Below are 25589 nucleotides of genomic sequence, written 5' to 3'. Positions count from 1 at the left end.
CCCAGCCAAAAAAAAGGCATTGCAGCCAGCCATTCCTGTCATGTAATGGGATGCGGTACTAGAAGCGCTGCCGGGGGATAGACGAAGCCTAAACGGGGAATTGATGCGATTCAGGGAACGTGGCAATCCCGACCACTCGCCTTACCATCCACATCGGCAAGGCAGACTTTCCGCAAGGGACGTTGATGAGTGTGGGGAATAGGAGGATGCAAAAAGCAAAGGGCCGTCTGTAACGGATGGCATACCGGTTTCAACATTACCGGCAGGGGCAACCCTGGCTGACGTGCATCTGGTTTACGAGCGCAAATACAACTGTTGATTCCGTCGAACTATGAAGTTAGCACGGGTACACGCTAAGAGATCCTGTGCAAACAGTTTCTAACTTCGAGCAGGACTGTATGAATACGCAACCACCGACTTCGGTTACGTCTGCGTCCTTGGATGGGGCCATGAATTGGTACGGTCTCGATTGGGCCAGAATTCAAACCTCCGTTCGGAAAACACAGTTGAAAATTGCGCAGGCAACAAGGAAGGCCGACTGGCGAAAGGTGAAGCGCCTGCAACGCATGCTAACTCACTCGTTTCATGGGCGATGCTTAGCTGTGCGGCGAGTCACGGAGAACCGGGGTCGCAGGACGCCGGGGGTCGATGGCGAAACGTGGGAGACGCCCCAAGCCAAACTTCGAGGGGTGATGTGTCTATCGATCAAGCGGGGTTACTGTTCTAAACCGTTGAGGCGGGTATGGATACCGAAACCTGGCAAACAGGAGAAACGCCCACTCGGAATTCCCACGATGTTGGACCGGGCCATGCAAGCGCTTCATCTGCTGGCAATTGAACCTGTTGTAGAGAGCCAGAGCGACCCCCGAAGCTACGGCTTCCGACCGGATCGCTCGACGGCCGACGCAATGGTAGAGCTGTTTCATTTGCTGGCCCCCCAAGTAGCCCCTGTCTGGATTCTGGAAGGGGACATCAAAGGTTTTTTCGATAACATCAGCCATGATTGGCTTTGTCAAAATATCCCAATGGATAAGACGATACTGCGCAAATGGCTGAAAACCGGGGTTGTTGACCGGGGGCAATTTGTTGCTACGGAGGCAGGCACGCCACAGGGCGGTATCATCTCTCCCTGTCTGGCAAACGCCACCTTGAATGGTTTGGAGCTTTTGCTGAAAGATCACTTGAAAAAGCGCTTTGGCACCATAGAAGCGAAGAAAACCAAGGTTCAGGTTGTGCGCTATGCAGATGACTTTGTGGTTTTGGCAAACTCGAAAGAGTTGCTTGAAAACGAAATCAAGCCTTGGATAGAGCAATTCCTGTCTGTACGCGGGGTTGCATTATCGCAAGAAAAAACGCGCATCGCACACATCCATCAAGGCTTTGATTTTCTTGGGTGGAATTTTAGGAAGTACGTCCCGAAGTCGCCGCACAGAAAGGCAAAGCTGTTTATCAAGCCTGCGAAGAAGAATGTTTCAACGTTCTATCGGAAAGTGCGAGATATTATAAAAAACAGCGGAACCCTTACTCAGGGTGCACTGATGGGGCGACTGAACCCAGTGCTGCGAGGGTGGGCGCAATATCACTCCCCGGTTGTGGCGAAAGCCACCTTTAACAAGCTGGACAACCTTATCTTCTGGCGGATCTTGAGGTGGGCAAAGCGTCGGCATCCGAGGAAGTCTGTTGGTTGGCTTAAACGGCGATATTACTGTTCCAGAATTCACCGGGCATTTGTATACCCAGTAAAGGGGATCGACGGGACAGTGAAGTTTCGCCAGCTATACATGCTGGCGGATACCGTAATCGTTCGTCACAAGCGCTTGCCGGGTGCGTATCAGCCGTACGATGCAGAACAGGAGTTCAAGTGGGAAGCATTAAGGGTTCAACGGATGCTACATAAGCTCCGGTATCGGCGGCAGATACTGAGTCTTTTCAGGCGGCAACAGGGTAAATGTGCTTTATGCGGGCATGCCATCAGCAAGGATACCGGCTGGCACGATCACCACATTGTCAGGCGGGTGGATGGCGGCCCGGATAAACTAAATAACCGTGTACTGCTCCATCCCGACTGCCACTTACAGTGCCACAAGCAGGGATTCAAGGAGCCACTTAAGCATAGCGGTTTGCAAAAACCACCTTCCGCGTGACCGGCCAGTAATAGACTGGCTTTCGTAAGCTTGAGCCGTATGCGGGGAAACTCGCACGTACGGTTCTAAGGGGGCCCCGGATCAGTAATGATCTGGGGCTACCCGACATTTCGATGCCCGAACACCTTCCTGATGACCCAGAACTTCTCAAGCAAATGCTGCTTGATGCGTTCGACGCGCTCGCTCGCCAGCAGGAAGTGGGTCAGGCTTACGAAACGCATATTGTTGACCTGAAAGAACAGATCAAGTTGTTACGCGACCGTTTGTTCGGTCGTAAATCCGAGCAAACAGTCGAGCCCAACACGCCGCAACTGGCCTTATTCAACGAACCCGAAAGCGAACCAATGCCCGTCGTCGGCGATGCCGATGAGGAAGTCGTTGCTCCAGTTCCGCGCCGTGGCAAGCGCAAGCCACTGTCGGCTGATCTGCCGCGTATTGAAGTCATCCACGAACTGCCCGAACACGAACTGACCTGTGCCTGCGGTTGCCGCAAGCATGTGATCAGTGAAGAAACCAGCGAGCAGCTGGACATCGTGCCAATGCAGATTCGGGTGATCAAACACATCCGCAAAGTCTACGGTTGCCGCGGTTGTGAAACGGCTCCGGTCACCGCTGACAAGCCCGCTCAATTGATCGAAAAGAGCATGGCCAGTCCGAGCGTGTTGGCGATGCTGTTGACCACCAAGTATGTCGATGGCTTGCCGCTGCATCGTTTCGAGACGGTGTTGAGTCGACACGGTATCGATATCCCGCGTCAGACCCTCGCCCGCTGGATTATCCAGTGCGGCGAGCACTTGCAACCGCTGCTGAATCTGATGCGCGACCGGTTGCTGGAAAGCCCGGTCATCCACTGTGATGAAACCCGCGTCCAGGTACTGAAAGAGCCGGATCGAGACCCGACCAGCCAATCCTGGATGTGGGTGCAGACCAGCGGGCCACCCGATCGAAAAGTCGTGCTGTTCGACTACACCTCCAGCCGTGCGCAGGACGTGCCGTTGCGCCTGCTGGAAGGTTATTGCGGCTATGTCATGACCGACGATTACGCGGGATATAACGCGTTGGTGTTGCAACCGGGCGTGGAACGTCTGGCGTGCATGGCCCATGCACGGCGCAAGTTCGTCGATGCGCAAAAAGTGCAGCCCAAGGGCAAGACGGGACGTGCCGATATCGCGCTGACGATGATCAACAAGCTGTACGGCATCGAGCGTGAACTCAAGGATGTCAGCGATAAGCAGCGTTTTATCGTTCGTCAGGAAAAGAGCCTGCCGATCTTGGCTCAGTTGAAAAGCTGGCTGGATAAAACGCAGTCGCAGGTGACGCCGCAAAGTGCGCTTGGCAAGGCCGTTAATTATCTGGCCAGCAACTGGAGCCGTCTGGAGCGCTACGTGGAGGCCGGATTTTTACCGATCGACAACAACCCGGCAGAGCGCGCAATAAAGCCGTTTGTGATCGGTCGCAAGGCTTGGCTGTTCAGCGATACGCCCAAAGGCGCGACTGCCAGCGCCCAGATCTACAGCCTGGTCGAAACCGCGAAGGTCAACGGCCAAGAGCCCTATACGTGGCTGCGCCACGTACTGGAGCGACTGCCGCATGCGCAGTCAGTAACCGACTATGAAGCATTGCTGCCGTGGAACTGCTCACCGGAAATGCCACGATAAACGGGAAGCGCATCTGACGGTAGGTGTGCTTCATGGATCGCATACGTTTAAAAGCGCTGTTCGGCGACGTTGAGTGGAATCACCGAAACCGGATGAATCAGATTTTTTGTGTCCTGGTCGATAATGGCCTGGCGCAGCCAGGCCTTCATCACACCGATTGGCGCTGACCCACGCCACAATAATGAAGTGGTGCAGAGCTACAAAGTAACGCAAAGTGTGTTTGGATGTTCGGGAACGCCGACTTCAGTTAAATCTCTAAGTTCGCACAATTTAAATGTGTGAGACTCCACTGTAATGGTTACTGTTTTGTTGGCGGCATTGTGCTGGAATACAACGGTGGCCGTGCCTTCTGACAATCCATCGGATATTACTAATCTTGTTTTCCCGTCAGGGTAAGGCTTGTTTTGGTCTTGAGTGAGAGAAAAGTATCCGCCATAAGATCCAAGGCCAGAGGATTCAAGGCTGTCAATCTTGATAAGACTTCCGCGGATTAATTGGTGGATCGGGCCATCAAAATGAAGAGGGATATTCCATAGAAAGGAAAACAATGCATGATCAGGTATTGTCTTCGATGTTGCGCGCGTAGTGCTATGGGAACTTTTAGAGGGCGTACTGTCATTTTGCACGAAGTAGACATCGTTTATCTTTACAGGAGCTTTTACACTTTCATTGGCGTTCGGCGTCGTACCTCCTATTTTCAAGGCTACCGCCCCTATGATATCAGGATAAAGGACGTTAAAAGCGTAAACGGTTCCGTTTTGTGGCGGGCTGTAGGTGACATCTCTGCCACTCTTGTCTAACTGAAAATCGAATACGTCTGCGCTAAAGCTAAATCTAATACGCTCGGATTTTGGGTTGTATCCAACAACCTGTTCGTAGTTGTTTTTCGTTATATCAGTGTAATAGTAACCACCGCTGGTGTTTCCTGCGACACCATCAATTTTTTTATATTCTGGCACTCCTGCTTGTGGGAATGTTTTTTGGTATATTTGTGGCGTTAATGAAAGATGGTTCGGGTAGTCCCATGCGTTAATAAAAAAAACAACTTGGGCTGATGCAGTTACCTTGCTCATAGTTAATTCCCTTTCTGATTAACGATTTAGTACTTTAGCCATGAAGGCATACTGGAATCGTGGATTTTATTAAGGGGATTATCTACTGTCAGAGATGACAGTCCCGACAAACGGTATGTTCAACACTGCAGGCAGCTTCAGGGAGCCGTGCGGCTTCCAGGCCCTCCTTCGATGAACAGCTGAAGAGCTATCGCTCCTGGCGGAACGATAGTCGAGATACCAAGAGCTGGAGCAGGGCTCGGGCCGTGATCGGACGATCGACGTCTAGCGTGGCAACTTCAGATTGTTCCACACCGCCAGGCTCGGTTCGGCCTGGTTCAGCGTGTAGAAGTGCAGCCCTGGAGCGCCACCCTGCAGCAAGCGTTCGCACATTTCGGTGATGACTTGCTCACCAAAGCCTTGGATGCTTTGGGTGTCATCGCCGTAGGCTTCCAGCTGCTTGCGGATCCAGCGCGGGATTTCCGCACCGCAGGCATCGGAGAAGCGCGCCAGCTTGCTGTAGTTGGTGATCGGCATGATCCCCGGAACGATCGGGATGTTCACCCCCATCGCCCGTACACGCTCGACGAAGTAGAAGTAGCTGTCGGCGTTAAAGAAGTACTGGGTGATCGCACTGTCGGCGCCTGCGTTGGCCTTGCGCACGAAGTTGGTCAGATCGTCTTCGAAATTGCGCGCTTGCGGGTGCATTTCCGGGTAAGCGGCGACTTCGATGTGGAAATGATCGCCAGTTTCTTCACGAATGAATTCAACCAGGTCATTGGCGTGGCGCATTTCACCACTGGCCATGCCCATGCCTGAAGGCAGGTCACCGCGCAGGGCAACGATACGCGTGATGCCGGCGGCCCTGTATTGGGTCAGCAGGCCACGCAAGTCGTCCTTGCTGTCGCCAACACAGGACAAATGCGGTGCGGCAGCGACTTTGACTTCGCTTTCGAGCTGCAACACGGTGTTGAGCGTGCGATCACGCGTCGAACCGCCAGCGCCATAGGTGCAGGAGAAAAAATCGGGGTTGTACGTGGCCAGCTGACGGGCAGTGGCGAGCAGTTTTTCATGCCCAGCGTCGGTCTTCGTAGGGAAGAACTCAAAGCTGTAGCGACGGTCTTGGGACATGGTCATATCCTTGGAAGCACGTAAGCCTTGCAGTCGCCGCGCTTACTGTAGGAGCGAAGCTTGCTCGCGAAAGCAACGACACGGTGCTTCAGGAGCAGCGCGGTGATGCGTTCGCGAGCAAGCTTCGCTCCTACAGGGGAGCGTGGATTCTGCACAAGTCCGCTCCCATGGGAAGCGGACAGCAGGTCCAATCAGTAGCGGTAAGCGTGTGGCTTGAACGGACCTTCGACGGTCACGCCGATGTAGTCGGCCTGAGTCTTGGTCAGTTGAGTCACTACGCCGCCGAAACCGCGGACCATTTCCAGGGCCACTTCTTCGTCGAGTTTTTTCGGCAGTACTTCAACGGTCAGACGCTCGGCTTTCTGGGCTGGCGACAGGTCGGCGTACTTCTGGCCGAACAGGAAGATTTGCGCCAGAACCTGGTTGGCGAACGAACCGTCCATGATGCGGCTTGGGTGGCCAGTGGCGTTACCCAGGTTAACCAGACGGCCTTCGGCCAGCAGGATCAGGTAGTCGTCGTTCTGAGCGTCAAATGTGCCAGGACCGGTACGGTGAATCTTGTGAACCTGTGGCTTCACTTCTTCCCATGCCCAGTTCTTGCGCATGAAAGCAGTGTCGATTTCGTTGTCGAAGTGGCCGATGTTGCAGACAACAGCGCGCTTTTTCAGAGCTTTGAGCATGTTCGCGTCGCAAACATTGACGTTGCCGGTGGTGGTCACGATCAGGTCGATCTTGCCCAGCAGCGCTTTGTCGATGCTTGCTTCAGTACCGTTGTTGATACCGTCGATGAACGGCGAAACCAGCTCGTAACCGTCCATGCAGGCTTGCATGGCGCAGATCGGGTCGACTTCGGAGACTTTAACGATCATGCCTTCCTGTCGCAGGGACTGGGCCGAACCCTTGCCCACGTCACCGTAACCGATGACCAGCGCTTGCTTGCCGGACAGCAAGTGGTCGGTGCCGCGCTTGATGGCGTCGTTCAGGCTGTGACGGCAGCCGTATTTGTTGTCGTTCTTGCTCTTGGTCACCGAGTCGTTGACGTTGATGGCCGGGATTTTCAGCTCGCCCTTGGCCAGCATGTCCAGCAGGCGGTGAACGCCAGTGGTGGTTTCTTCGGTGACGCCGTGGACGCGGTCCAGGATCGCCGGGTATTTCTTGTGCAGCAGCTCGGTCAGGTCGCCGCCGTCGTCGAGGATCATGTTGGCATCCCAAGGCGCGCCATCTTTGAGGATGGTTTGCTCAAGGCACCACTCGTACTCTTCTTCGGTCTCGCCTTTCCAGGCGTAAACCGCGATGCCGGCAGCGGCGATAGCGGCAGCGGCCTGGTCCTGAGTCGAGAAAATGTTGCAGGACGACCAACGCACTTCGGCACCCAGGGCAACCAGGGTTTCGATCAGCACAGCGGTCTGAATGGTCATGTGGATGCAGCCGAGGATCTTGGCGCCTTTGAGTGGCAGCTCACCGGCGTACTTGCGGCGCAGCCCCATCAGGGCTGGCATTTCGGATTCGGCGATGATGGTTTCGCGACGGCCCCAGGCAGCCAGGGACATGTCGGCCACTTTGTAATCGTTAAAATCTGCAGGCGTGATAACAGCGCTCATGATGAGCCTCCATTCGTAATGTATGCGAATGGGCGCCGTTGTGCGTTTAGTGTCTGACCGATAACGGTCAAGCAACGCCCCATCCGAGCCTGACAGGTCGAACCTGCTGCAGCGCCCCTCGGACAGGTGGCGGGAAAACGGTAGCAATGGAACGTTACCGTTTTGAAACGGTGGCGATTATAGCCGTGTGAGCGATACTTCCAAAGCGTTTCTGTTGGTCAATGTCTGAACGGTAATCGAGACCATAGTCGATGCTTGATAGAGCCCTGGGTCGGGCTCTGCCATGATGCCCGTCATCATTCGGCAAGACGCTCAGGAGTGAATATGAATTTCCACACCCGCAAATGGGTAAAACCCGAAGACCTCAACCCCAACGGCACGCTGTTCGGCGGCAGCCTGTTGCGCTGGCTCGACGAAGAAGCGGCGATCTACGCCATCGTCCAGTTGGGCAATCAGCGTGTGGTGACCAAGTACATTTCAGAGATCAACTTCGTCAGCGCCTCGCGCCAGGGCGACATCATCGAACTGGGCATCACCGCCACCGAGTTCGGTCGCACCTCAATCACCCTGAAGTGCGAAGTGCGTAACAAGATCACCCGCAAAAGCATCCTGACGGTAGAGAAGATTGTCTTCGTCAATCTGGGTGAAGACGGCTTGCCTGCACCGCACGGCCGGACCGAGATCTTGTACGTCAAAGACCAGTTCAAGGATGATGGCATCAGCGAGTAATGCGAGCCCTGTAGGAGCCGAGCTTGCTGGCGAAGGCGTCATTTGCGTCACCGCCAAAACCGAGGCGAACCCTTCGCGGGCAAGTCGGAACGCCGCACCGCTCGCTCCTACAGAACCGGTATCGTTTCGGTGGTCAGTGAACAGCTCCGAACCGCGCGTGTCGTACCTACATGACACCCCACTGGTTCCGAAGCTATATGCACACGCAAAAAGACGGCAAGACCCCGAACCTCTCGCCTGAAGAGCAGCATGACGTCGACAAGAGCCAGCCGCCACGGGCGGCGGTGCTGCACGAAATCATCCGCACCCAGGGCGATCAGGAGCTTGAGCGCAGCGTCGCCGCCTTGTGGTGGTCGGCGCTGGCGGCCGGCCTGACCATGGGCCTGTCGCTGATGGCCATGGGGCTGCTCAACTCCCGTCTGCCGGACGGCGAAGGCTTCAAGGTGATCGCCAGTTTTGGTTACTGCGCAGGGTTTCTTGCGGTTATTCTCGCCCGTCAGCAATTGTTCACCGAGAACACTTTGACGGCTGTGCTGCCGATTATGACCAAACCCACACTGAACAATTTCGGTCGGTTGCTACGTCTGTGGTCGGTGGTGCTGGTGGGCAACCTTTGCGGCACGTTGCTGGTGGCGTATGTGATGCTGCATCTGCCGATTTTCGACAGCAAGACCGACCTGGCCTTCCTCGATATCGGGCGCAAGATCATGGAGAACAGTGCCAGCCAGATGTTCGCCAAAGGCATTGTGTCGGGCTGGATGATCGCCACCATGGTCTGGATGATTCCGTCCATGGAGAGCGCCAAGATGTGGATCATCATCCTCATCACGTACCTCATGGCGCTGGGGGATTTCACCCACATCGTGGTCGGTTCCGCCGAGGTCTCGTATCTGGTGTTCGCCGGCGAGTTGCCGTGGAAGGATTTCTGGCTGGTGTTCGCCGGGCCGACGCTGGCGGGGAACATCATCGGCGGCAGCTTCATCTTCGCGCTGATCAGCCATGCGCAGATTCGCAGTGAGAGTGGGCCGCCGAAATCCGACGGCCCTGAAAAAGATCATTCCGAATCCAGGCCGGAGTAAACCTGGTCAGGCTTTTGCTGAAGTACTTTGCACAAGGCGCTCATCATGTTGGGCCGGTCAGTCTGAACATGGCTGATCAGCGCAATCTCTCTGTCATACCGATTGTTGCCGACCCGGTTCACAGCGCATTTATGGCCCCAGTGTTCAAAGCCAGACCAATAGGGCACAAGGCTCACGCCAAGACCTTCAGTCACCAGCATGGCAATTGTCTCCAGTGCATCAAGATCGACCAACGGCGTCGGCACCAATTCATGGTCCGCCAGATAATCCTCAGCATGCCGCCCGCCCCACGAGTCAGGATCGTACCGGATGTAGGGTCGGCTAATCAGTTGAGCAGGGATGCTGTCCGAGGACTTTTCCTTCGACAGAAAAACCAGAGGTTCCTTGCGAAGTGAAACCACCTGCAAGGCTTTTGGCAATTCAAACGGAGGAACGACCAACACGGCAGCGTCCACTTCCCCTGAGAGAAGCGCTTCATACAACGAACGCGATGTTCCGGGCACTATCACCGGCGTGATCCCCGGCGCCAACTCGGTGAGTGCTCGCAATGCTTCGGGTAGAAGACCCGTCAGAACGGTTGAAATGGCGCCTATTCTCAACTGTCCCGTAAGCCCCCCCACGTCGGCGTCTCCCGCCAGTAATGCGATCTCGCGAACGATGCGTTTAGCCCTGGGCAGTAATGCAAGACAGGCTTGACTCGGCTTGGCTGCGTGTCCGACGCGAGAAAGCAGTTCGAAGCCGAGTTGCCGTTCGAGCGCGAGAATTCGCTGACTGACCGCTGCTGCCGTCAACCCTTCCACGCGCGCGGCATGTGCTATGGAGCCACATTCCACGACTGTGATAAGGCTTTTCAAATAGCGTGTATCCATAAGAAATACTTTCGGTAGCACAGAAATTACATGCTATCTCTTTCGGTGAAAACCGCACAAGCTTCAACCCGTTCACTCGTTTCCATCCTCCGGCGATCTTCAGGAGCCACCTATGCAGTCGATTTTTCATCTTGCCCTTCACGTCCGCGATCTGGAGTCGTCACGCCAGTTTTATGGTGATTTACTGGGCGGTGAGGAAGGGCGTAGCACTGATACCTGGGTCGATTTCAATTTTTTCGGGCATCAGTTGTCATTGCATTTGGGCGAACCATTTCCGGTGAGTCGTACGGGAAAGGTAGGAGAGCACAGGGTGCCAATGCCCCATTTTGGAGTGATACTGAATATGTCGGACTGGATTGTTTTGAAAGACCGTTTAATCAACGCTGAAGTCAAATTTGTGCTCTCGCCGAACATTCGTTTTCCAGCAGAGCCTGGTGAACAAGCAACTATGTTTTTTATGGACCCTGCCGGAAATCCTATCGAGATAAAAGGTTTCACTGATTTCGAATCAGTGTATGCGGCTTGAAGTTTCTCTTTGATGCACTTCCATAATTGCTCTTCAAATAAATAACGCTCGGATAAATCCGCACGTATTAATTCGCCGAACGCCAGACAATAGTCGGTGTCACTCAAGCATCTGATAAAAAAAACAATATGTACAAACTTGAGGTATTCCAATGAAAGTATCAAAAATCGCCGTGGTCGCAATAACCGTTACTTCCTTTTTTGGAGTGGGGAGTGCAGCGGTCGCAGGTCCGACGCTGGACGCTATTCAGAGGAAAGGTTTCGTACAGTGCGGTGTAAGTGACGGCCTGCCAGGCTTCTCGGTTCCAGACTCCACTGGCAAGATCATCGGCATCGACGCTGACGTCTGCCGCGCGGTGGCCGCTGCCGTTTTCGGCGATGCGACCAAAGTCAAATTCAGCCAGTTGAACGCCAAAGAGCGCTTCACCGCGCTGCAGTCCGGCGAAATCGACGTGCTGTCGCGTAACACCACCTGGACCAGCTCGCGCGATTCGGGCATGGGTCTGGTGTTTGCCGGCGTAACGTACTACGACGGCATCGGCTTCCTGGTGAACAACAAACTGGGTGTGAAGAGCGCTAAAGAGCTTGACGGCGCCACCATCTGCATTCAAGCCGGTACCACCACCGAGCTGAACGTTTCCGACTATTTTCGCGGCAACGGTCTGAAATACACCCCGATCACCTTCGACACCTCCGATGAAAGCGCCAAGTCGCTGGAATCCGGTCGTTGCGACGTGCTGACCTCCGACAAATCCCAGCTCTACGCACAACGCAGCAAGTTGGCGACCCCGACCGACTACGTCGTTCTGCCGGAAACCATCTCCAAGGAGCCTCTGGGCCCGGTCGTGCGTAAAGGCGACGAAGAGTGGTTCAGCATCGTCAAGTGGACCCTGTTCGCGATGCTCAACGCTGAAGAAATGGGCATCACCCAGAAAAACGTTGAAGCTGAAGCCCAAGCCACCAAGAACCCGGACGTTGCTCGTCTGCTGGGCGCTGACGGTGAATACGGCAAAGACCTGAAAGTGAAGAAAGACTGGGTCGTTCAGATCGTCAAGCAAGTAGGTAACTACGGTGAAGTGTTCGAGAAAAACCTCGGCAAGGGCACTCCACTGGCCATTGACCGCGGGCTGAACGCTCTGTGGAACAACGGCGGCATTCAATACGCACCACCAGTGCGCTGATGGTTCTATCACCCGGTGGGCCAACCGCCGGGTGATGTTCTGTTCCATTATTTGCGGGGCACTTCATGCAAAATTCAATCGGCGCACCAAAGCAGAGGCTCAGCCTCAGCGATCCGAAAGTGCGTGCGTGGCTATTTCAGATCATCACCATTGTGGCGGTGGTCTCGATGGGCTGGTATCTGTTCGATAACACACAGACCAACCTTCAGCACCGGGGCATTACCTCCGGCTTCAGCTTTCTGGAGCGCAGTGCCGGTTTCGGCATCGCTCAACACCTGATCGACTACACCGAATCGGACAGTTATGCCCGGGTGTTTGTCATCGGCTTGCTCAACACGCTACTGGTGACTTTCATCGGCGTGATCCTGGCGACGATCCTCGGGTTCATCGTCGGTGTGTCACGGCTGTCGAAGAACTGGATCATTGCCAAACTGGCGACTGTTTATGTGGAAGTCTTCCGCAACATTCCGCCGCTGCTGCAAATCCTGTTCTGGTACTTCGCGGTGTTCCTGACCATGCCAGGGCCACGCAACAGCCATAACTTCGGCGACACCTTCTTCGTCAGCAGCCGCGGTCTGAATATGCCCGCAGCGTTGGCGGCGGACGGTTTCTGGCCGTTTGTGGTCAGCGTCGTCGTGGCCATCGTCGCCATCGTGCTGATGTGCCGCTGGGCCAACAAACGCTTCGAAGCCACCGGCGTTCCGTTCCGCAAGTTCTGGACCGGCCTGGCGCTGTTGCTGGTGATCCCGGCGCTGTGTGCGCTGATCTTCGGCGCCCCCGTGCATTGGGAAATGCCGGAGCTCAAGGGCTTCAACTTCGTCGGTGGCTGGGTGCTGATCCCTGAACTGCTGGCGCTGACCCTGGCCCTGACGGTGTACACCGCGGCGTTCATCGCCGAGATCGTGCGTTCGGGCATCAAGTCGGTCAGCCACGGCCAGACCGAAGCGGCGCACTCGTTGGGTTTGCGCAACGGTCCGACGCTGCGCAAGGTGATCATCCCGCAAGCCCTGCGCGTGATCATTCCACCGCTGACCAGCCAATACCTGAACCTGGCGAAGAACTCCTCGTTGGCGGCCGGTATCGGTTATCCGGAAATGGTGTCGTTGTTTGCCGGTACGGTGCTGAACCAGACCGGGCAGGCGATCGAGGTGATTGCCATCACCATGAGCGTGTACCTGGCGATCAGTATCAGCATTTCCCTGCTGATGAACTGGTACAACAAGCGCATTGCGCTGATCGAGCGGTAAGGAAAAGCGCATGACGACTCATACTTTCAAACCTGACATGCCACCCCCGAGCCGCAGCATCGGTGTCGTGGCGTGGATGCGCGCCAACATGTTCTCCAGCTGGCTCAACACCCTGCTGACCCTGTTCGCGTTCTACCTGATCTACCTGGTGGTGCCGCCGATCCTGAGCTGGGCGATCCTCGATGCCAACTGGGTCGGTACCACCCAGGCTGACTGCACCAAGGAGGGCGCCTGCTGGGTGTTCATCCAGCAGCGCTTCGGCCAGTTCATGTACGGCTACTACCCGGTGGACCTGCGCTGGCGCGTGGACCTGACCGTGTGGCTGGCGGTCATCGGCGTGGCACCGTTGTTCATCTCGCGTTTTCACCATAAAGCGGTGTATGGCCTGAGCTTCCTGGTGCTGTACCCGATTGTCGCCTGGTGCCTGCTGCACGGCGGCGTGTTCGGCCTGAGCGCCGTGGCGACCAGCCAATGGGGCGGCCTGATGCTGACCCTGGTGATCGCCACCGTCGGTATTGCCGGTGCGTTGCCGCTGGGTATCGTCCTGGCGCTGGGCCGTCGTTCGAACATGCCGGCGATTCGGGTGGTCTGCGTGACCTTCATCGAATTCTGGCGCGGCGTGCCGTTGATCACGGTGCTGTTCATGTCCTCGGTGATGCTGCCGTTGTTCCTGCCTGAAGGCATGAACTTCGACAAACTGCTGCGGGCGCTGATCGGCGTGATCCTGTTCCAGTCGGCTTACGTGGCCGAAGTGGTGCGCGGTGGTCTGCAAGCGATTCCCAAAGGTCAGTACGAAGCGGCTGCCGCGATGGGCCTCGGTTACTGGCGCAGCATGGGCCTGGTGATTCTGCCGCAAGCCCTGAAGATGGTGATCCCTGGCATCGTCAACACCTTCATTGCGCTGTTCAAGGACACGAGCCTGGTGATCATCATCGGCCTGTTCGACTTGCTCAACAGCGTCAAACAAGCTGCCGCCGACCCGAAATGGTTGGGCATGGCCACCGAAGGCTATGTGTTCGCGGCCCTGGTGTTCTGGATTTTCTGTTTTGGTATGTCCCGCTATTCCATGCATTTGGAACGTAAGCTGGACACTGGCCACAAGCGTTAGGAGCGTAGTTTATGAGTGAAGCGATCAAACAGCCTGTGAGCCCTGAAGGCATTATTCAGATGCAGGGCGTCAACAAGTGGTACGGCCAGTTCCACGTGTTGAAAGACATCAACCTGAACGTTAAACAGGGCGAGCGTATCGTCCTGTGCGGCCCGTCGGGTTCCGGCAAGTCCACCACCATTCGTTGCCTCAACCGTCTGGAAGAACACCAGCAGGGCCGCATCGTGGTCGATGGCGTGGAGCTGACCAACGACCTCAAGCAGATCGAATCGGTCCGCCGTGAAGTCGGCATGGTGTTCCAGCACTTCAACCTGTTCCCGCACCTGACCATCCTGCAGAACTGCACGCTGGCGCCGATGTGGGTGCGCAAGATGCCCAAGCGCCAGGCCGAAGAAATCGCCATGCATTACCTGGAACGCGTCCGCATTCCAGAGCAGGCGCATAAATTCCCGGGGCAACTGTCCGGCGGTCAGCAACAGCGTGTGGCGATTGCCCGTGCCTTGTGCATGAAACCGAAAATCATGCTGTTCGACGAACCGACCTCGGCACTCGACCCGGAAATGGTGAAAGAGGTTCTGGACACCATGATCGGCCTGGCTGAAGACGGCATGACCATGCTCTGCGTAACCCACGAAATGGGCTTCGCCCGCACCGTGGCCAATCGCGTGATCTTCATGGACAAGGGCGAAATCGTCGAACAGGCCGCGCCGAACGACTTCTTCGATAATCCGCAGAATGAGCGTACGAAGCTGTTCCTGAGCCAGATTCTGCATTGATTATCTGGATACATCTGCTGGTTCTGCCGAGTGCTGCTCGGCGCGCACCCATAAAGATGAAGCTCGAAATCTCATGAGTTGTCGGTAATGACAACCCTCCAATTAGTCTCCGGGTTATAAGTAGCTCGAAGGAGCGATATGCACGATTTTAATAAGTTTGACGCCACCACCATTTCGGAAATGGTTCGTTCAGGTGTCGTGAGCGCAGAGACAGTAGCTGATCACTTTCTTGAGTACGTTGAATCGCAAGAGCGAAACATTAGAGCATTCGTTTCGTTCGACCCAGAAGGGGTGCGCACTCAAGCTTGCCAACTAAAAAAGAGTAACGCGAATGGTCTCCTGGCGGGTGTCCCAGTGGGAATCAAAGACAACTATGACACCACGGATCATCCCACCCGTTTTTTCTCTCCGATCTATGATGACAACTGTCCTTCGCGTGACGCCCATGTCGTCTCGCTTCTGCGCCAGGCCGGAGCGGTCATCATGGGCAAGACGCATACCACCGAATTCGCTTACATGCATACCGGTCCAACCCGCAATCCACATGATCTCGACAGGACCCCAGGGAGCTCCAGTGCCGGATCGGCAGCGGGGATGGCGGCCGGCTTTTTTCCGATCGCTTTGGGAACACAGACAGCCGGATCATTGATTAAACCGGCATCCTATTGCGGACTGTATGCTTTCAAACCTTCGTACGGGTTAGTTCCTCTAGAAGGGGTCAAACCATTAGCGCCGAGCTTCGACACGGTGGGTTGGTATGGCCGCTCCGTTCGTGATCTGGTGCTGATGGCTAAAGTGTTGATTCCTGGATTTCCAAAGCTTGCTCATGAGCGCAATTTACGGTCGTTCGGCTTCTGTCGTACGGCCCGTTGGGATCAGGTAGACGAGCACGTGTCCAAATCACTGGACGCTGCTGTAGAAGATCTGCGATTGGCGGGACATCAAGTGAGCGAGGTATTGCTGCCCGAGGAATTTGCGGGTGTATTTGATGACCATCTGCTGATAAACGATTGCGAGGGCGCCCGATCACTCTCCAAAGAACTGCAATTGCACCCTGACAAACTAAGTGAAGAGTTGTTAGCCATGTTCGAACGCGCCAGTCTGACGACTTGGAACCAAGAGTCAGCGGCAAAGAAGCGTTTAGCAAAGTTAGCCGCTGTTCTGGAACCGATATTCATGCCTTTTGACGCCGTCTTGGGTGCGAGCTGCGGCATCGTCGCGCCGTTGGGGCTTGGAGCTACCGGATCTTCTGATTTCTGCAAGTTTTGGATGGCGTTTGGATTGCCTCAAATCAATATCCCTCTCGTTCGGAATACCAGGGCGTTACCAGTGGGACTTCAAATGATCGGGGGATTTAGAAACGACAGCAATCTGTTACTGGCTGCGGAGCAAGTTGATGCGGTGCTGAGAGCAGCCGCACCCGCGCCTGCCGCATCAGGGTGATGCAGCAGGCGCGTAGTTCAATGTTCAATCGTCAGGCCCTGCAGCAGGATCGACGACAGCACCACGATGTAAGTGATGCTCAGCAAAACGGTGAACACCACGACCGCAGTGCCGTCGTTGAACAGCGACTCACCGACGATGGTGGTTTTCAGCGGCTTGGATGCGTTGGCGGTCCGCAGCACGCCGAGCACGGCAATCGGGTCGGTCGGGGAGATCAATGCGCCGAACAGCAGGCAGTACAGGAAACTCACGTGCCAGCCGATCACGGCGGTCGCGATCAATACGCCGAACGTTGCCAACAGGCCTATGGGCTAACGGTAGCTGCGCAAGTCATTGAGGTTGACGTGCAGGGCGCCGGCAAACAGCAGGAACGACAGCATCCAGTTCATCAGCAGATCACCGAAGTCGATCTGGTCACTGACACCGCCCAGAACGTCGAGCGCCAGCCGGCGTATTGCCCCAGCGCGGTTCCCAGCGGAACGCCAAGCACGTTGGCCAGGGTCAGGCCGGTGAACATCATGGCAATCGCCTGGGCCCGTTTGTTCGGCGCGACCAGGCCGGCGGCCACCACCGAACCAATCCCGAAGAACGCCCCGTGGCACAACGCAGTTACCACGCGAGCGGCCATCAACGTGGCGTGGTTTGGCGCCAGCGCGCACAGAATATTCCAAGAATGAACATCAACGTCATGCCCAGCAGCGTGGCTTTGCGCGGCATGTTGGCGGTGCCGATTGCGAGGATCGGTGCGCCAAACACCACGCCCGGGGCGTAGCCGGTGATCAGCAGGCCGGCGTCGGAATGCTCACGGCGAGGTCGCGGGCCACATCGGGCAACAGGCCCATAATGACGAATTCAGTGGTGCCGATGCCGAACGCGGCAACAGCGAGGGCAAGCAAGGCGAGTGGCATGCGCAAGGTCTCTGTCGGTAGTCTTGACGCTCTGATCAGGCATACGCATGCCGACGCCCGTTCTCGACGAGAGCGGGCGGTGGCACAAATTATTGGAATTAGTCAGTGCACAACTGAGTGCGGCGTGGTCGCTTGCAGTATAAACAGCTGCTGACATATGGCGAATCAATTATCCGACCCGCTCCCTGTAGGAGTACGGCTTGCCGGCGATGGCGATCTCAAGGACGCCTTCGCCGGCAAGCCGCGCTCCTACAAGGGCGGGTTGGGCAACAAAAAGGAGTGTGCCGTGCTTGCCACAGCACTGGTGTTAGTCGCGGCGCTGTTGCACGCGGCGTGGAATACCCTGATCAAATTCAGTGCGGAACGATTGTTGGTAGTGGCCTGCATGGACAGCGTGGCGATGTTGTTTGTCGCGGTGATGCTGCCTTTGGTGAACGTGCCGCCCATGGAAATCTGGCCGTGGATTTTGGCGTCGGCGGCGTTCGAGTTGCTCTATCGCTATCTGTTGATCCAGGCGTACCGCGTCGGCGACCTCGGGTTGGTCTACCCGCTGATGCGTGGTTTGTCGCCGCTGGTGGTGCTGGCGTTGACGCTGATTTTTGCCGGGGAAGTGCTGACAAACCAGCAGATCTTCGGGATTCTGCTGATCCCGTTTGGCATGCTGTGCCTGCTCTGGCAGGGCGGTGGCGGCGCGCGTTTGCCATGGTCGATGCTGCCGGTGGTGGCGTTGATCGGCCTGTGCATCGGCTGCTACACCTTCATCGACGGCCAGGCGTTGCGACGCTGGTCGCATCCGCTGGATTACCTGGTGTGGGTCACGTTGCTCAGCGCCTGGCCGTTTCCGTTACTGGCTCTGGTGCGCAAGCGACCGGCCTTCATGTTGTTCTGGCGTGAGCAGTGGCGACTGGGGTTGGCAGTCGGCTTTTGCGTGTTGTTCAGCTACGCTCTGGTGCTGTGGGCCATGCAGCTGGGCTCGATTGCCGAAGCGGCGGCATTGCGCGAGATCAGTGTGATTCTGGTGGTGCTGTTCGGCATGCGTTACCTGAAAGAACCTTTCGGCAGGCCACGGCTCTTAGCCTGTGGACTGGTGCTGATCGGCATACTGGTGATGAAGTTTTGACTGGAGCTCGACTCTTGAAACTTGAAGAAGGGATTGCGTTATGACGGTTGCTCTGTGGTGCATTTTGATCGCGATTTTCCTGCCCTATATCTGCACGGGCATCGCCAGGGTCAGTGGCGGGTTCAGGCCGAAAGACAACCATGACCCCCGTGACTTTCTCGAGTCACTGAATGGTTTGGGCCGACGCGCGTATGCGGCGCATCTGAACGGTTTAGAAGTGACTCCCGCGTTCGCGGCGGCGGTGATCGTTGCGCACCTGGCCGGCAATGCCGAACTGGTGACGATCAATGTGCTATCGGTGTTGTTTATCACCAGTCGGCTGCTGTACATCATTTGCTACCTGGCGGACTGGGCGATTTTGCGGTCGCTGGTGTGGTTGGTGGGGATGGGGTTGATCGTCAGTTTCTTTGTGGTTTCTGTTTAAGAGCAAGCTCAAAAGATCGCTGGCGAAGTCAGCGATCTTTTGACTTTAAAGCTTGTCGGTCACCTGAGGCACTTGAGGCAGGGCTGCGCCTTTAGGCCAGAGCATCCAGATCTGCCCCTGCTGTTTCATGTCGCCGGCCAATTGCCCGGCCGCATCGCCCGTGCCCCAGAACAGGTCCGCACGGACTTCGCCGGCAATTGCGCCGCCGGTGTCTTGAGCGGCTACCGGGCGTACCAGTGCGGTACCGTCCGGTTTAGTCGTCGATAACCACAACAGACTGCCCAGCGGAATCACTTTGCGATCCACCGCCGCGCTATAGCCTGCGGTCAGCGGTACGTTCAGCGAGCCGCGAGGCCCTTCGTTGCTGTCCGGGTTACGGGTGAAGAACACGTAGCTGGGGTTGCTGCCCAACAGTTCCGGAATGCGCGTCGGATTGGCCTTGGCCCAATGGCTGATGGCGCCCATGGTCACCTCTTCTTTTTTCAGCTCGCCCTGCTCGACCAACCAGCGGCCGATGGGTCGATAGGGGTGACCGTTCTGGTCGGCATACGCAATGCGCAATTGACGGCCGTCGTCGAGTCGAATGCGGCCCGAGCCCTGAATTTGCAGAAATTGAAGATTCATCGGGTCGGTCAGCCAGGCAACAACCGGTGCCTTGACCCCTTTGGTTTCAATCGTTGCCGCATCGTCGTAAGGCTTGAGCACGCGACCTTCGAGTCGTCCACGCAGGCGTTTGCCTTTGAGTTCCGGGTAAATGCTGTCCAGGGAGACGATGATCATGTCTTCGGGTACGCCGTACACCGGGATGTTCGCCACTTCGGTCTGGGTCAGGCTGCCAGGGTAGACCGGCTCGTAATAACCGGTGATCAAGCCGTTGGGATTGTCATTGGCGGCGCGCAGGCCGTAGACGTCGAGGTTCTGCTTGAGGAAGCCACGAATGTCGTTGGCGGTTTGCGGCACATTGGCGGCAGCCGCACATGTTGAACCCCAGACCGGGTCGGCTTTGAGTCGGGTGCAAGCGCTGCGCCACGAGCCGAAGCCGGCGACCAGGTCGTTGTCGGACACCGTCGGAAGTGCTTCCCACGTGGCGCTGGAGTAGGTGGCCAGGGCGTGGGTTTTTGGTTTGTTGTTGTCGCCACCGGTGCAGCCCGCAAGCACGACCACCATCGGAAGGGTCCAAGCGAGGTTGTGACGGCATGCCTTGAAACGGCTGTTCATGGAGTAATTCCTTTGCCGGTTGCCTGAGTGCTCCATGCGCTCAAACAACCCGTATTGATAATAGGGCTATTGGTCTTTGCCGATGACGCGAGGATACTGGCCGCCGTTTCCCGTGACCTGAAGCCACCATGACTCTTAAAAGACTTTCTGTTGTATTGCTGGCCTGCCTGACGCTGTCCGCCTGCGGTGGTGTCGACCCCAACTCGCCGCTGGGGCAGCGCAAGGCAATCTTCAAGCAAATGCTCAAGACCGGCGAAGACCTGGGCGGCATGTTGCGTGGTCGCATTCCATTCGACGGTCCGAAATTCGCTGATGGCGCCGTGAAACTTGACGCGTTGTCCCATGAACCCTGGAAACATTTTCCGCAGGTGCGCGAAGAAGATCACACCAGCGCCAAGGACAATGTGTGGCAGCAGCAGGCACGCTTCCAGGAAATGGTCCGCACCCTTGAAGCCGCCACCGGTGAATTGGTGATTGCCAGCAAGGTTCAGCCTTACAAGGCCAGTAACCTGGGTCCGGCAGTGCAGAAAGTCGAAGATGCCTGCAGTGCGTGCCATAAAGAGTTTCGGGATCATTGATCTCTGATCAGAGGTGGACGCGGAGCGTCCATGGCTGCATTCCCACGCAGAGCGTGGGAACGATCACTTATCCAACTCGTCGAGTGCGTCCTGCAATTCCTTGCGGGACTCGGCGAGTTTGTCTTTGCGCTTGTTGATCTTTTCGGCGTCGCCTTTCTTCATTGCCTTGTCGAGATCAGCCTGACGCTTGCTGACTTCGTGCTTGGCGTCGAGCACTTTGTTCTCCCGTTCTTTCTTCAGGGAAGCGTCGGTGCAATGAGCGGTGACTTCGCTCAGGGCAGTTTCAAGGCCAGCCTGCTGATCAGCATTGCCGTGAGACTTGGCCAGTTCAATCTGGTTGATGATGCCCTGCTTCTTCGCGGCGCAGCCGGTCAGCCCCGGAGCTTCTTCGGCGGCCATCAGTGGAGTGGCCATCACGCTGCAAAGGGTCAACAGGGCGAGCGGTGAAAGAAGTTTCATAAAAGCTCCATGTGAAAAGGCAATCGGGTCTATGTGGCGATAGGGTGTTTGAGCCCGGCGGCGCCATTGGGTTCCGGGTTGGTGGGCATCGTCAGTCGTTAAAAACCATCAATCCCGGCAACACGTAATGTTTCACTCAAGGCCAGGACCTGCGGGTCGCGGAAAAATGCGCTCAATTGCGCTGCGCGTCCCGGGCCGATGCCAGGTTCTGCCTGCCATTGTTCGGTGCTTCGTTGTGCCAGTTCCTGCCATGAGTTGGCGAGGCGTGCCAGGCCGGTCGGTGGCAAACCCAAGGCTTTGAGCCAGCGAGTGAATGGGCGTTGCCGGGCACTGATGAAGCTGTTCAAAAGACGAGCACTGCTGCGTTCGCCGAAGCCTTCAATGTTAGCAAGCTCTTGAGCATCGAGGGTTAACCAATCCAGCAGGCCGTTCAGGCGGCCTGTTTCGAGAAGTTTCTCCCACGTGCCAGGGCCAACATGAGGCAAAGCCAGTCCCTGCTTGCTGCTGAGCCAGGTCAGTCGAGCGAGGAATTGGCTTTCGCACCCCGGTGTCGGCTGCCAGCAACTCAAATGATGAAAGTCTTCTACCAGCGGTACGCTCAATTCAGTGCGTTCGGTACTGCGCAGCATGACACCGTCGAGCCTTGGAATGGTCAGGCCTGCCAAGCTGATGGCGACCTGGTCTCCAGGTCGGATATCCAGCGTTTCCCAGCGTTGCAGTGAACTCACACTGACTCGCTTGATCTGCCGGTCATCAAGCATTACCGGTGTCAGTTCCAGAACCGGCGTGATCCGTCCGGTCCGTCCAATCTTGAAATGGACCTTGCGCACCTCGGCCAGCGTCTGAGCAAAAGGGTATTTCCAGGCGACGCTCCAATAAGGCGGTTTGGCCTGCCAGCGCTCGGCGGGTGGACGCTGACCCTGGCGCAGGACAATGCCATCACTGGTGAAGGGCAGGGGCGTACGATACCAGTGATCTCGCCAGCGTTCGGCGTCGGCGAATACCTTGATCGACTGGCTGTAAGGTGCGGAGCTCGGGAAACCCAACTCATCCAGGGCCGCGACGCGGGCGGGCAAACTGGCCGGGCCTTGGGGCCAGTCCCAGACAAACAGGCCGATCCCGGCGGCTTGTTCAGTGCTCAATTTTTTACGGGCCATCAAACCGGCCACTGTAGCGCGTGCATTGAGGCTGCCGGCCTGGGCCTGTACGTGGTCGGTCAGGCGCCAATAGAGTTCACCTTGCAGCAGCAAGTCGCGCGGTTGTGGCAATCGTTGGGGGATGGTGGCGATCTGGCGCGCCGAAGCCGTCCAGTCCTGGCCATTTATCCCGTCACCGCGACTGATTGCCTGAGTCAGCAGGCCTTTGCGGTAGATCAGCGTCACCGCCACGCCGTCGATTTTTGGCTGAATCCAGACATCGTTCCGACCTTTTAGCCAGGCTTCGACGGCGTGACCATCGTGGAGTTTTTCCAGACCGGTGTGGGCGATGGGGTGAGCAATCGTGCCGCCTGCGGTGCGTAACGGTTCCGCGGATTGGCCCAGGCCAAAACAGGTGCGCCATTCGGTCAGTCGCACACGGGACTGATCGTAGAGTTCGTCGGCGACCAATGAGCGGCCTTCCCGGTGATAGCTGTCGTCCCAGAGGTCGATTTGTTTTTGCAGTGACGTGACTTCGTCCAGTGCGCGTGTCGGTGGCCAGTTGGGGCACTCGGCCGCGTGGGTGGTCAGGCAGAAAGTTGTCAGTAGAAAACCGAAAAAGAGGCACAGGTAGAGTCGCATCGTGAGCGTCCTTGCTCAAGTGGAATGCTTGAAGGCTAGGACGGATTTTCAGGATGAGAAGGCCTGCTGTTTTTCAGCGTGTGTCGGCACCGGGGCAGCGGACAATAAAAAGCCCCGCACGGCGAACCGTGCGGGGCTTTTTGGTACCGCCGGGGAAGTCTTACAGGCCGGCAGCAGCGCGCAAGGAATCGGCGCGGTCGGTCTTTTCCCAGGTGAAGGTGGTGAAAGTGTCTTCGCCCACGGTCTTGGTGGCCGGGGTGCGACCGAAGTGGCCGTACGCAGCGGTTTCCTGGTACATCGGGTGCAGCAGGTCGAGCATGGTGGTGATTGCGTATGGACGCAGGTCGAACACTTCGCGAACCAGTTTGACGATTTTGTCGTCGCTGATTTTGCCGGTGCCGAAGGTGTTCAATGAGATCGAAGTCGGCTGAGCAACACCGATCGCGTAGGAAACCTGGATCTCGCAACGCTCGGCCAGGCCGGCTGCCACGATGTTTTTGGCCACGTAACGACCCGCGTAGGCGGCCGAACGGTCAACCTTCGATGGATCTTTACCGGAGAACGCGCCGCCGCCGTGACGGGCCATGCCGCCGTAGCTGTCGACGATGATCTTGCGACCGGTCAGACCGCAGTCGCCCACCGGGCCGCCGATGATGAACTGGCCGGTCGGGTTGATGTGGAATTGGGTGTCTTTGCTCAGCAGTTCGGCAGGCAGGACGTGCTTGACGATCAGCTCCATCACGCCTTCGCGCAGGTCTTTGTAGGACACGTCAGGGTTGTGCTGGGTCGACAGTACAACGGCGTCGATACCGACAACCTTGCCGCCGTCGTAACGGCAAGTCACTTGCGACTTGGCGTCCGGGCGCAGCCAAGGCAGCAGGCCGGATTTACGGGCTTCGGCCTGACGCTGCACCAGTTGGTGCGAGAAGGTGATCGGTGCTGGCATCAGCACGTCGGTTTCATTGCTGGCGTAGCCGAACATCAGGCCCTGGTCGCCGGCGCCCTGATCTTCAGGCTTGGCACGGTCGACACCCTGGTTGATGTCAGGGGACTGCTTGCCGATGATGTTCATCACGCCGCAAGTGGCGCCGTCGAAGCCGACATCGGAGCTGTTGTAGCCGATGTCCAGAATGACGTTACGCACGATCTCTTCCAGATCGACCCAGGCCGACGTGGTGACTTCACCCGCGATGATTGCCACGCCGGTTTTAACCAGTGTCTCGACCGCTACACGGGCGAATTTGTCTTCAGCAATGATGGCGTCCAGCACCGCATCGGAAATCTGGTCGGCGATTTTGTCCGGATGCCCTTCGGACACGGACTCGGAGGTGAAGAGGGAGTATTCGCTCATCTCGATTTTTTCCTGAATTTACCGATGGTGAGTGTCGCCAGCCGGTCGCTGAAAATGGCGGACCTGGATCTGGAAACCATTACGTAAGCCTACATAGAGGCTTTCCCCGGGAACGAGTCCCGCAGCGGTGGCCCAACGGGCCAAATCGTCCTGTTCAAACCCCAACCAGAGATCACCGCAGGCCTCCCTGGCCCAACTCTGGTTGTGGCTACATAACTCTGTCACGAGCAGGCTTCCGCCTGGTTGCAGCAAGTCGGCCATGCGCTTGAGCGCTTCGGCCGGCGCGGCGAAATGGTGCAGCACCATGTTCAGTACAACGCAGTCAGCCTTGAGGTTTACACCGTTCAATGCATCGGCTAATTGCAGGCTGACGTTAGTCAGCGTTTCACGCTCGCAGACCTGACGCGCCAGTTCGAGCATCGCCGGGCTGTTGTCCAGCGCGGTCACCTGTGTGAAACGACGCGCCAGTTCCGGCAAAAATGCACCGTCACCGGGGCCGACTTCGATGGCCGTGGCGTCTGCGCCGAAACTCAGTTTGTCGAGCAACGCCACCACGCTTTCACGGTATTGCGGCAGACCGGCGATCAAGTCTTGCTGGGCGCGAAACTTCTCCGCGACCCGTGAGAAAAAGTCCTGGCTGGCCGCCGCTCGTTGCCCATGGACCTGACCGATCCGCGACTGCACCTCGGCAGGCAGGGTCAGGTTATCCACTTCTTCCAGTAGCGCAGCGTGCAGCTTGCCACCCAGCAGGTCGGTGTGAGGCAGGGCGCGACGGTAGAAAATCGCGTTGCCTTCACGGCGAGTCGCCACCAGGTCGGCCTGGGCCAATACCTTGAGGTGGTGACTCATGCCGGACTGACCGATGCCGAAGATCTGCGCCAGTTCCAGCACGCCGAACGAATCGTTGGCCAGCGCGCGCAGTACATTCAGACGCAGAGGATCACCGCCGGCCTTGCACAGGGCCGCCAGCTCATCGCAATCGTCATGTCGAATGGAGGGCGCACGTAAATTCATAAGGCCAGCAGTCTAGTGACGGTCAGAAATCACTGCAAGAGCAATATCAAAAAGTTTTGATATTGCTCGATAGATGGCACTTCTCGGGGACAGGGTCACTCTACAAATCGTCAGCGGAAAGGTTTCATCAGGCGAATGCGACTTTATCCACCGGAAAAACGCCTTCAGATGACTATCTGTCATTGCCCCGAGGCGG

Annotated in this window: 22 protein-coding genes, 2 pseudogenes and 1 riboswitch; of the genes and pseudogenes, 13 read left to right on the top strand and 11 right to left on the bottom strand. The window is 56.9% G+C overall.

Going from position 1 to position 25589, the window contains the following annotated elements; genetic code table 11:
- Nucleotides 1-398: 398 nt before the first annotated feature.
- Together ltrA and tnpC are read left to right on the top strand one after the other, a co-directional pair.
- Nucleotides 399-2144, top strand: coding sequence for a group II intron reverse transcriptase/maturase (gene ltrA, locus ACYZT3_RS27725; RefSeq protein ID WP_462030198.1), 1746 nt, complete (start codon nucleotides 399-401; stop codon nucleotides 2142-2144).
- A 113-nt stretch (nucleotides 2145-2257) separates the two neighbouring features.
- Entirely contained in the window at nucleotides 2258-3802 is a 1545-nt protein-coding gene (gene tnpC / locus ACYZT3_RS27720) for an IS66 family transposase (protein ID WP_462031162.1), read from the top strand.
- Nucleotides 3803-3999: 197 nt separating this feature from the next.
- Here the strand turns inward: tnpC and ACYZT3_RS27715 are convergent, their stop codons facing one another.
- The 3 genes from ACYZT3_RS27715 to ahcY form a co-directional block, all read right to left on the bottom strand.
- A complete protein-coding gene (locus ACYZT3_RS27715; protein ID WP_462031161.1) occupies nucleotides 4000-4875 on the bottom strand; it encodes a hypothetical protein in 876 nt (291 codons plus the stop codon).
- Between the two features lie 264 nt (nucleotides 4876-5139).
- Entirely contained in the window at nucleotides 5140-5985 is an 846-nt protein-coding gene (gene metF, locus ACYZT3_RS27710; RefSeq protein ID WP_462031160.1) for a methylenetetrahydrofolate reductase [NAD(P)H], read from the bottom strand.
- 191 nt (nucleotides 5986-6176) lie between these two features.
- On the bottom strand, nucleotides 6177-7586 hold the full coding sequence (gene ahcY, locus ACYZT3_RS27705; protein WP_282382361.1) for an adenosylhomocysteinase: 1410 nt from the start codon (nucleotides 7584-7586) through the stop codon (nucleotides 6177-6179).
- Between the two features lie 23 nt (nucleotides 7587-7609).
- Nucleotides 7610-7712: riboswitch (S-adenosyl-L-homocysteine riboswitch) on the bottom strand.
- 198 nt (nucleotides 7713-7910) lie between these two features.
- Between ahcY and ACYZT3_RS27700 the strand changes: the two genes are divergently transcribed.
- Both ACYZT3_RS27700 and ACYZT3_RS27695 read left to right on the top strand, forming a co-directional pair.
- On the top strand, nucleotides 7911-8315 hold the full coding sequence (locus ACYZT3_RS27700) for an acyl-CoA thioesterase (protein WP_282382363.1): 405 nt from the start codon (nucleotides 7911-7913) through the stop codon (nucleotides 8313-8315).
- Nucleotides 8316-8512: 197 nt separating this feature from the next.
- On the top strand, nucleotides 8513-9394 hold the full coding sequence (locus ACYZT3_RS27695) for a formate/nitrite transporter family protein (RefSeq protein ID WP_282382364.1): 882 nt from the start codon (nucleotides 8513-8515) through the stop codon (nucleotides 9392-9394).
- Here ACYZT3_RS27695 and ACYZT3_RS27690 read toward each other — a convergent pair.
- On the bottom strand, nucleotides 9370-10263 hold the full coding sequence (locus ACYZT3_RS27690; protein WP_282382366.1) for a LysR family transcriptional regulator: 894 nt from the start codon (nucleotides 10261-10263) through the stop codon (nucleotides 9370-9372). The two genes, ACYZT3_RS27695 and ACYZT3_RS27690, sit on opposite strands and share 25 nt — an antisense overlap.
- A gap of 112 nt (nucleotides 10264-10375) precedes the next feature.
- On the opposite strand from ACYZT3_RS27690, the gene ACYZT3_RS27685 reads away from it, so the two are divergent.
- The 6 genes from ACYZT3_RS27685 to ACYZT3_RS27660 all read left to right on the top strand — a co-directional run bounded on the left by ACYZT3_RS27685 (nucleotide 10376) and on the right by ACYZT3_RS27660 (nucleotide 16543).
- Nucleotides 10376-10789, top strand: a complete 414-nt coding sequence (locus ACYZT3_RS27685; protein WP_282382368.1) for a VOC family protein — start codon at nucleotides 10376-10378, stop codon at nucleotides 10787-10789.
- A 151-nt stretch (nucleotides 10790-10940) separates the two neighbouring features.
- Nucleotides 10941-11969, top strand: a complete 1029-nt coding sequence (locus tag ACYZT3_RS27680; RefSeq protein ID WP_462031159.1) for an amino acid ABC transporter substrate-binding protein — start codon at nucleotides 10941-10943, stop codon at nucleotides 11967-11969.
- Nucleotides 11970-12034: 65 nt separating this feature from the next.
- The gene (locus tag ACYZT3_RS27675; RefSeq protein ID WP_449643016.1) at nucleotides 12035-13216 is read left to right on the top strand and encodes an amino acid ABC transporter permease; all 1182 of its coding nucleotides are present in this window, start codon (nucleotides 12035-12037) and stop codon (nucleotides 13214-13216) included.
- Between the two features lie 10 nt (nucleotides 13217-13226).
- The gene (locus ACYZT3_RS27670) at nucleotides 13227-14324 is read left to right on the top strand and encodes an amino acid ABC transporter permease (protein ID WP_462030908.1); all 1098 of its coding nucleotides are present in this window, start codon (nucleotides 13227-13229) and stop codon (nucleotides 14322-14324) included.
- An 11-nt stretch (nucleotides 14325-14335) separates the two neighbouring features.
- Nucleotides 14336-15100, top strand: coding sequence for an amino acid ABC transporter ATP-binding protein (locus ACYZT3_RS27665; protein WP_129441418.1), 765 nt, complete (start codon nucleotides 14336-14338; stop codon nucleotides 15098-15100).
- A 138-nt stretch (nucleotides 15101-15238) separates the two neighbouring features.
- Nucleotides 15239-16543 (top strand): amidase, encoded by a 1305-nt coding sequence (locus tag ACYZT3_RS27660; RefSeq protein WP_462031158.1) that lies wholly within the window; start codon nucleotides 15239-15241, stop codon nucleotides 16541-16543.
- Between the two features lie 74 nt (nucleotides 16544-16617).
- Here ACYZT3_RS27660 and ACYZT3_RS27655 read toward each other — a convergent pair.
- Both ACYZT3_RS27655 and ACYZT3_RS27650 read right to left on the bottom strand, forming a co-directional pair.
- A pseudogene (locus ACYZT3_RS27655) lies at nucleotides 16618-16956 on the bottom strand (cation:proton antiporter domain-containing protein); the annotation flags it as partial.
- Nucleotides 16957-16958: 2 nt separating this feature from the next.
- Nucleotides 16959-17451: pseudogene (locus ACYZT3_RS27650) on the bottom strand (MFS transporter); the annotation flags it as partial.
- A gap of 286 nt (nucleotides 17452-17737) precedes the next feature.
- Here ACYZT3_RS27650 and ACYZT3_RS27645 point away from each other — a divergent pair.
- Both ACYZT3_RS27645 and ACYZT3_RS27640 read left to right on the top strand, forming a co-directional pair.
- Entirely contained in the window at nucleotides 17738-18571 is an 834-nt protein-coding gene (locus ACYZT3_RS27645; protein WP_462032436.1) for an EamA family transporter, read from the top strand.
- 40 nt (nucleotides 18572-18611) lie between these two features.
- Entirely contained in the window at nucleotides 18612-18995 is a 384-nt protein-coding gene (locus ACYZT3_RS27640) for an MAPEG family protein (protein ID WP_462031157.1), read from the top strand.
- A 45-nt stretch (nucleotides 18996-19040) separates the two neighbouring features.
- Here the strand turns inward: ACYZT3_RS27640 and mltA are convergent, their stop codons facing one another.
- Complete coding sequence (mltA, locus tag ACYZT3_RS27635; RefSeq protein ID WP_462031156.1) at nucleotides 19041-20213, bottom strand: murein transglycosylase A; 1173 nt, start codon at nucleotides 20211-20213, stop codon at nucleotides 19041-19043.
- Between the two features lie 128 nt (nucleotides 20214-20341).
- Here mltA and ACYZT3_RS27630 point away from each other — a divergent pair, with 128 nt between their 5' ends.
- Nucleotides 20342-20791 (top strand): c-type cytochrome, encoded by a 450-nt coding sequence (locus ACYZT3_RS27630; RefSeq protein ID WP_282380646.1) that lies wholly within the window; start codon nucleotides 20342-20344, stop codon nucleotides 20789-20791.
- Between the two features lie 63 nt (nucleotides 20792-20854).
- Here ACYZT3_RS27630 and ACYZT3_RS27625 read toward each other — a convergent pair whose 3' ends face one another.
- The 4 genes from ACYZT3_RS27625 to ACYZT3_RS27610 form a co-directional block, all read right to left on the bottom strand.
- The gene (locus ACYZT3_RS27625) at nucleotides 20855-21250 is read right to left on the bottom strand and encodes a DUF1090 domain-containing protein (protein WP_282380644.1); all 396 of its coding nucleotides are present in this window, start codon (nucleotides 21248-21250) and stop codon (nucleotides 20855-20857) included.
- Nucleotides 21251-21348: 98 nt separating this feature from the next.
- Complete coding sequence (ligB, locus tag ACYZT3_RS27620; RefSeq protein WP_462031155.1) at nucleotides 21349-23028, bottom strand: NAD-dependent DNA ligase LigB; 1680 nt, start codon at nucleotides 23026-23028, stop codon at nucleotides 21349-21351.
- Nucleotides 23029-23188: 160 nt separating this feature from the next.
- Nucleotides 23189-24379 carry a methionine adenosyltransferase gene (metK, locus tag ACYZT3_RS27615; protein WP_282380640.1) on the bottom strand — a complete coding sequence of 397 codons (1191 nt, stop codon included), beginning with the start codon at nucleotides 24377-24379 and terminating at the stop codon, nucleotides 23189-23191.
- A gap of 18 nt (nucleotides 24380-24397) precedes the next feature.
- Nucleotides 24398-25393 carry an ArsR/SmtB family transcription factor gene (locus ACYZT3_RS27610; protein ID WP_282380638.1) on the bottom strand — a complete coding sequence of 332 codons (996 nt, stop codon included), beginning with the start codon at nucleotides 25391-25393 and terminating at the stop codon, nucleotides 24398-24400.
- Nucleotides 25394-25589 lie beyond the last annotated feature (196 nt).

The organism is Pseudomonas sp. MDT1-16, assembly GCF_054898115.1.
This window is presented reverse-complemented; position numbering and strand designations above follow the sequence as displayed.

Coding starts and splice junctions, on each gene's coding strand:
- ltrA (WP_462030198.1), top strand. CDS start 399: ATGAATACGCAACCACCGACTTCGGTTACGTCTGCGTCCTTGGATGGG.
- tnpC (WP_462031162.1), top strand. CDS start 2,258: ATGCCCGAACACCTTCCTGATGACCCAGAACTTCTCAAGCAAATGCTG.
- ACYZT3_RS27715 (WP_462031161.1), bottom strand. CDS start 4,875: ATGAGCAAGGTAACTGCATCAGCCCAAGTTGTTTTTTTTATTAACGCA.
- metF (WP_462031160.1), bottom strand. CDS start 5,985: ATGTCCCAAGACCGTCGCTACAGCTTTGAGTTCTTCCCTACGAAGACC.
- ahcY (WP_282382361.1), bottom strand. CDS start 7,586: ATGAGCGCTGTTATCACGCCTGCAGATTTTAACGATTACAAAGTGGCC.
- ACYZT3_RS27700 (WP_282382363.1), top strand. CDS start 7,911: ATGAATTTCCACACCCGCAAATGGGTAAAACCCGAAGACCTCAACCCC.
- ACYZT3_RS27695 (WP_282382364.1), top strand. CDS start 8,513: ATGCACACGCAAAAAGACGGCAAGACCCCGAACCTCTCGCCTGAAGAG.
- ACYZT3_RS27690 (WP_282382366.1), bottom strand. CDS start 10,263: ATGGATACACGCTATTTGAAAAGCCTTATCACAGTCGTGGAATGTGGC.
- ACYZT3_RS27685 (WP_282382368.1), top strand. CDS start 10,376: ATGCAGTCGATTTTTCATCTTGCCCTTCACGTCCGCGATCTGGAGTCG.
- ACYZT3_RS27680 (WP_462031159.1), top strand. CDS start 10,941: ATGAAAGTATCAAAAATCGCCGTGGTCGCAATAACCGTTACTTCCTTT.
- ACYZT3_RS27675 (WP_449643016.1), top strand. CDS start 12,035: ATGCAAAATTCAATCGGCGCACCAAAGCAGAGGCTCAGCCTCAGCGAT.
- ACYZT3_RS27670 (WP_462030908.1), top strand. CDS start 13,227: ATGACGACTCATACTTTCAAACCTGACATGCCACCCCCGAGCCGCAGC.
- ACYZT3_RS27665 (WP_129441418.1), top strand. CDS start 14,336: ATGAGTGAAGCGATCAAACAGCCTGTGAGCCCTGAAGGCATTATTCAG.
- ACYZT3_RS27660 (WP_462031158.1), top strand. CDS start 15,239: ATGCACGATTTTAATAAGTTTGACGCCACCACCATTTCGGAAATGGTT.
- ACYZT3_RS27640 (WP_462031157.1), top strand. CDS start 18,612: ATGACGGTTGCTCTGTGGTGCATTTTGATCGCGATTTTCCTGCCCTAT.
- mltA (WP_462031156.1), bottom strand. CDS start 20,213: ATGAACAGCCGTTTCAAGGCATGCCGTCACAACCTCGCTTGGACCCTT.
- ACYZT3_RS27630 (WP_282380646.1), top strand. CDS start 20,342: ATGACTCTTAAAAGACTTTCTGTTGTATTGCTGGCCTGCCTGACGCTG.
- ACYZT3_RS27625 (WP_282380644.1), bottom strand. CDS start 21,250: ATGAAACTTCTTTCACCGCTCGCCCTGTTGACCCTTTGCAGCGTGATG.
- ligB (WP_462031155.1), bottom strand. CDS start 23,028: ATGCGACTCTACCTGTGCCTCTTTTTCGGTTTTCTACTGACAACTTTC.
- metK (WP_282380640.1), bottom strand. CDS start 24,379: ATGAGCGAATACTCCCTCTTCACCTCCGAGTCCGTGTCCGAAGGGCAT.
- ACYZT3_RS27610 (WP_282380638.1), bottom strand. CDS start 25,393: ATGAATTTACGTGCGCCCTCCATTCGACATGACGATTGCGATGAGCTG.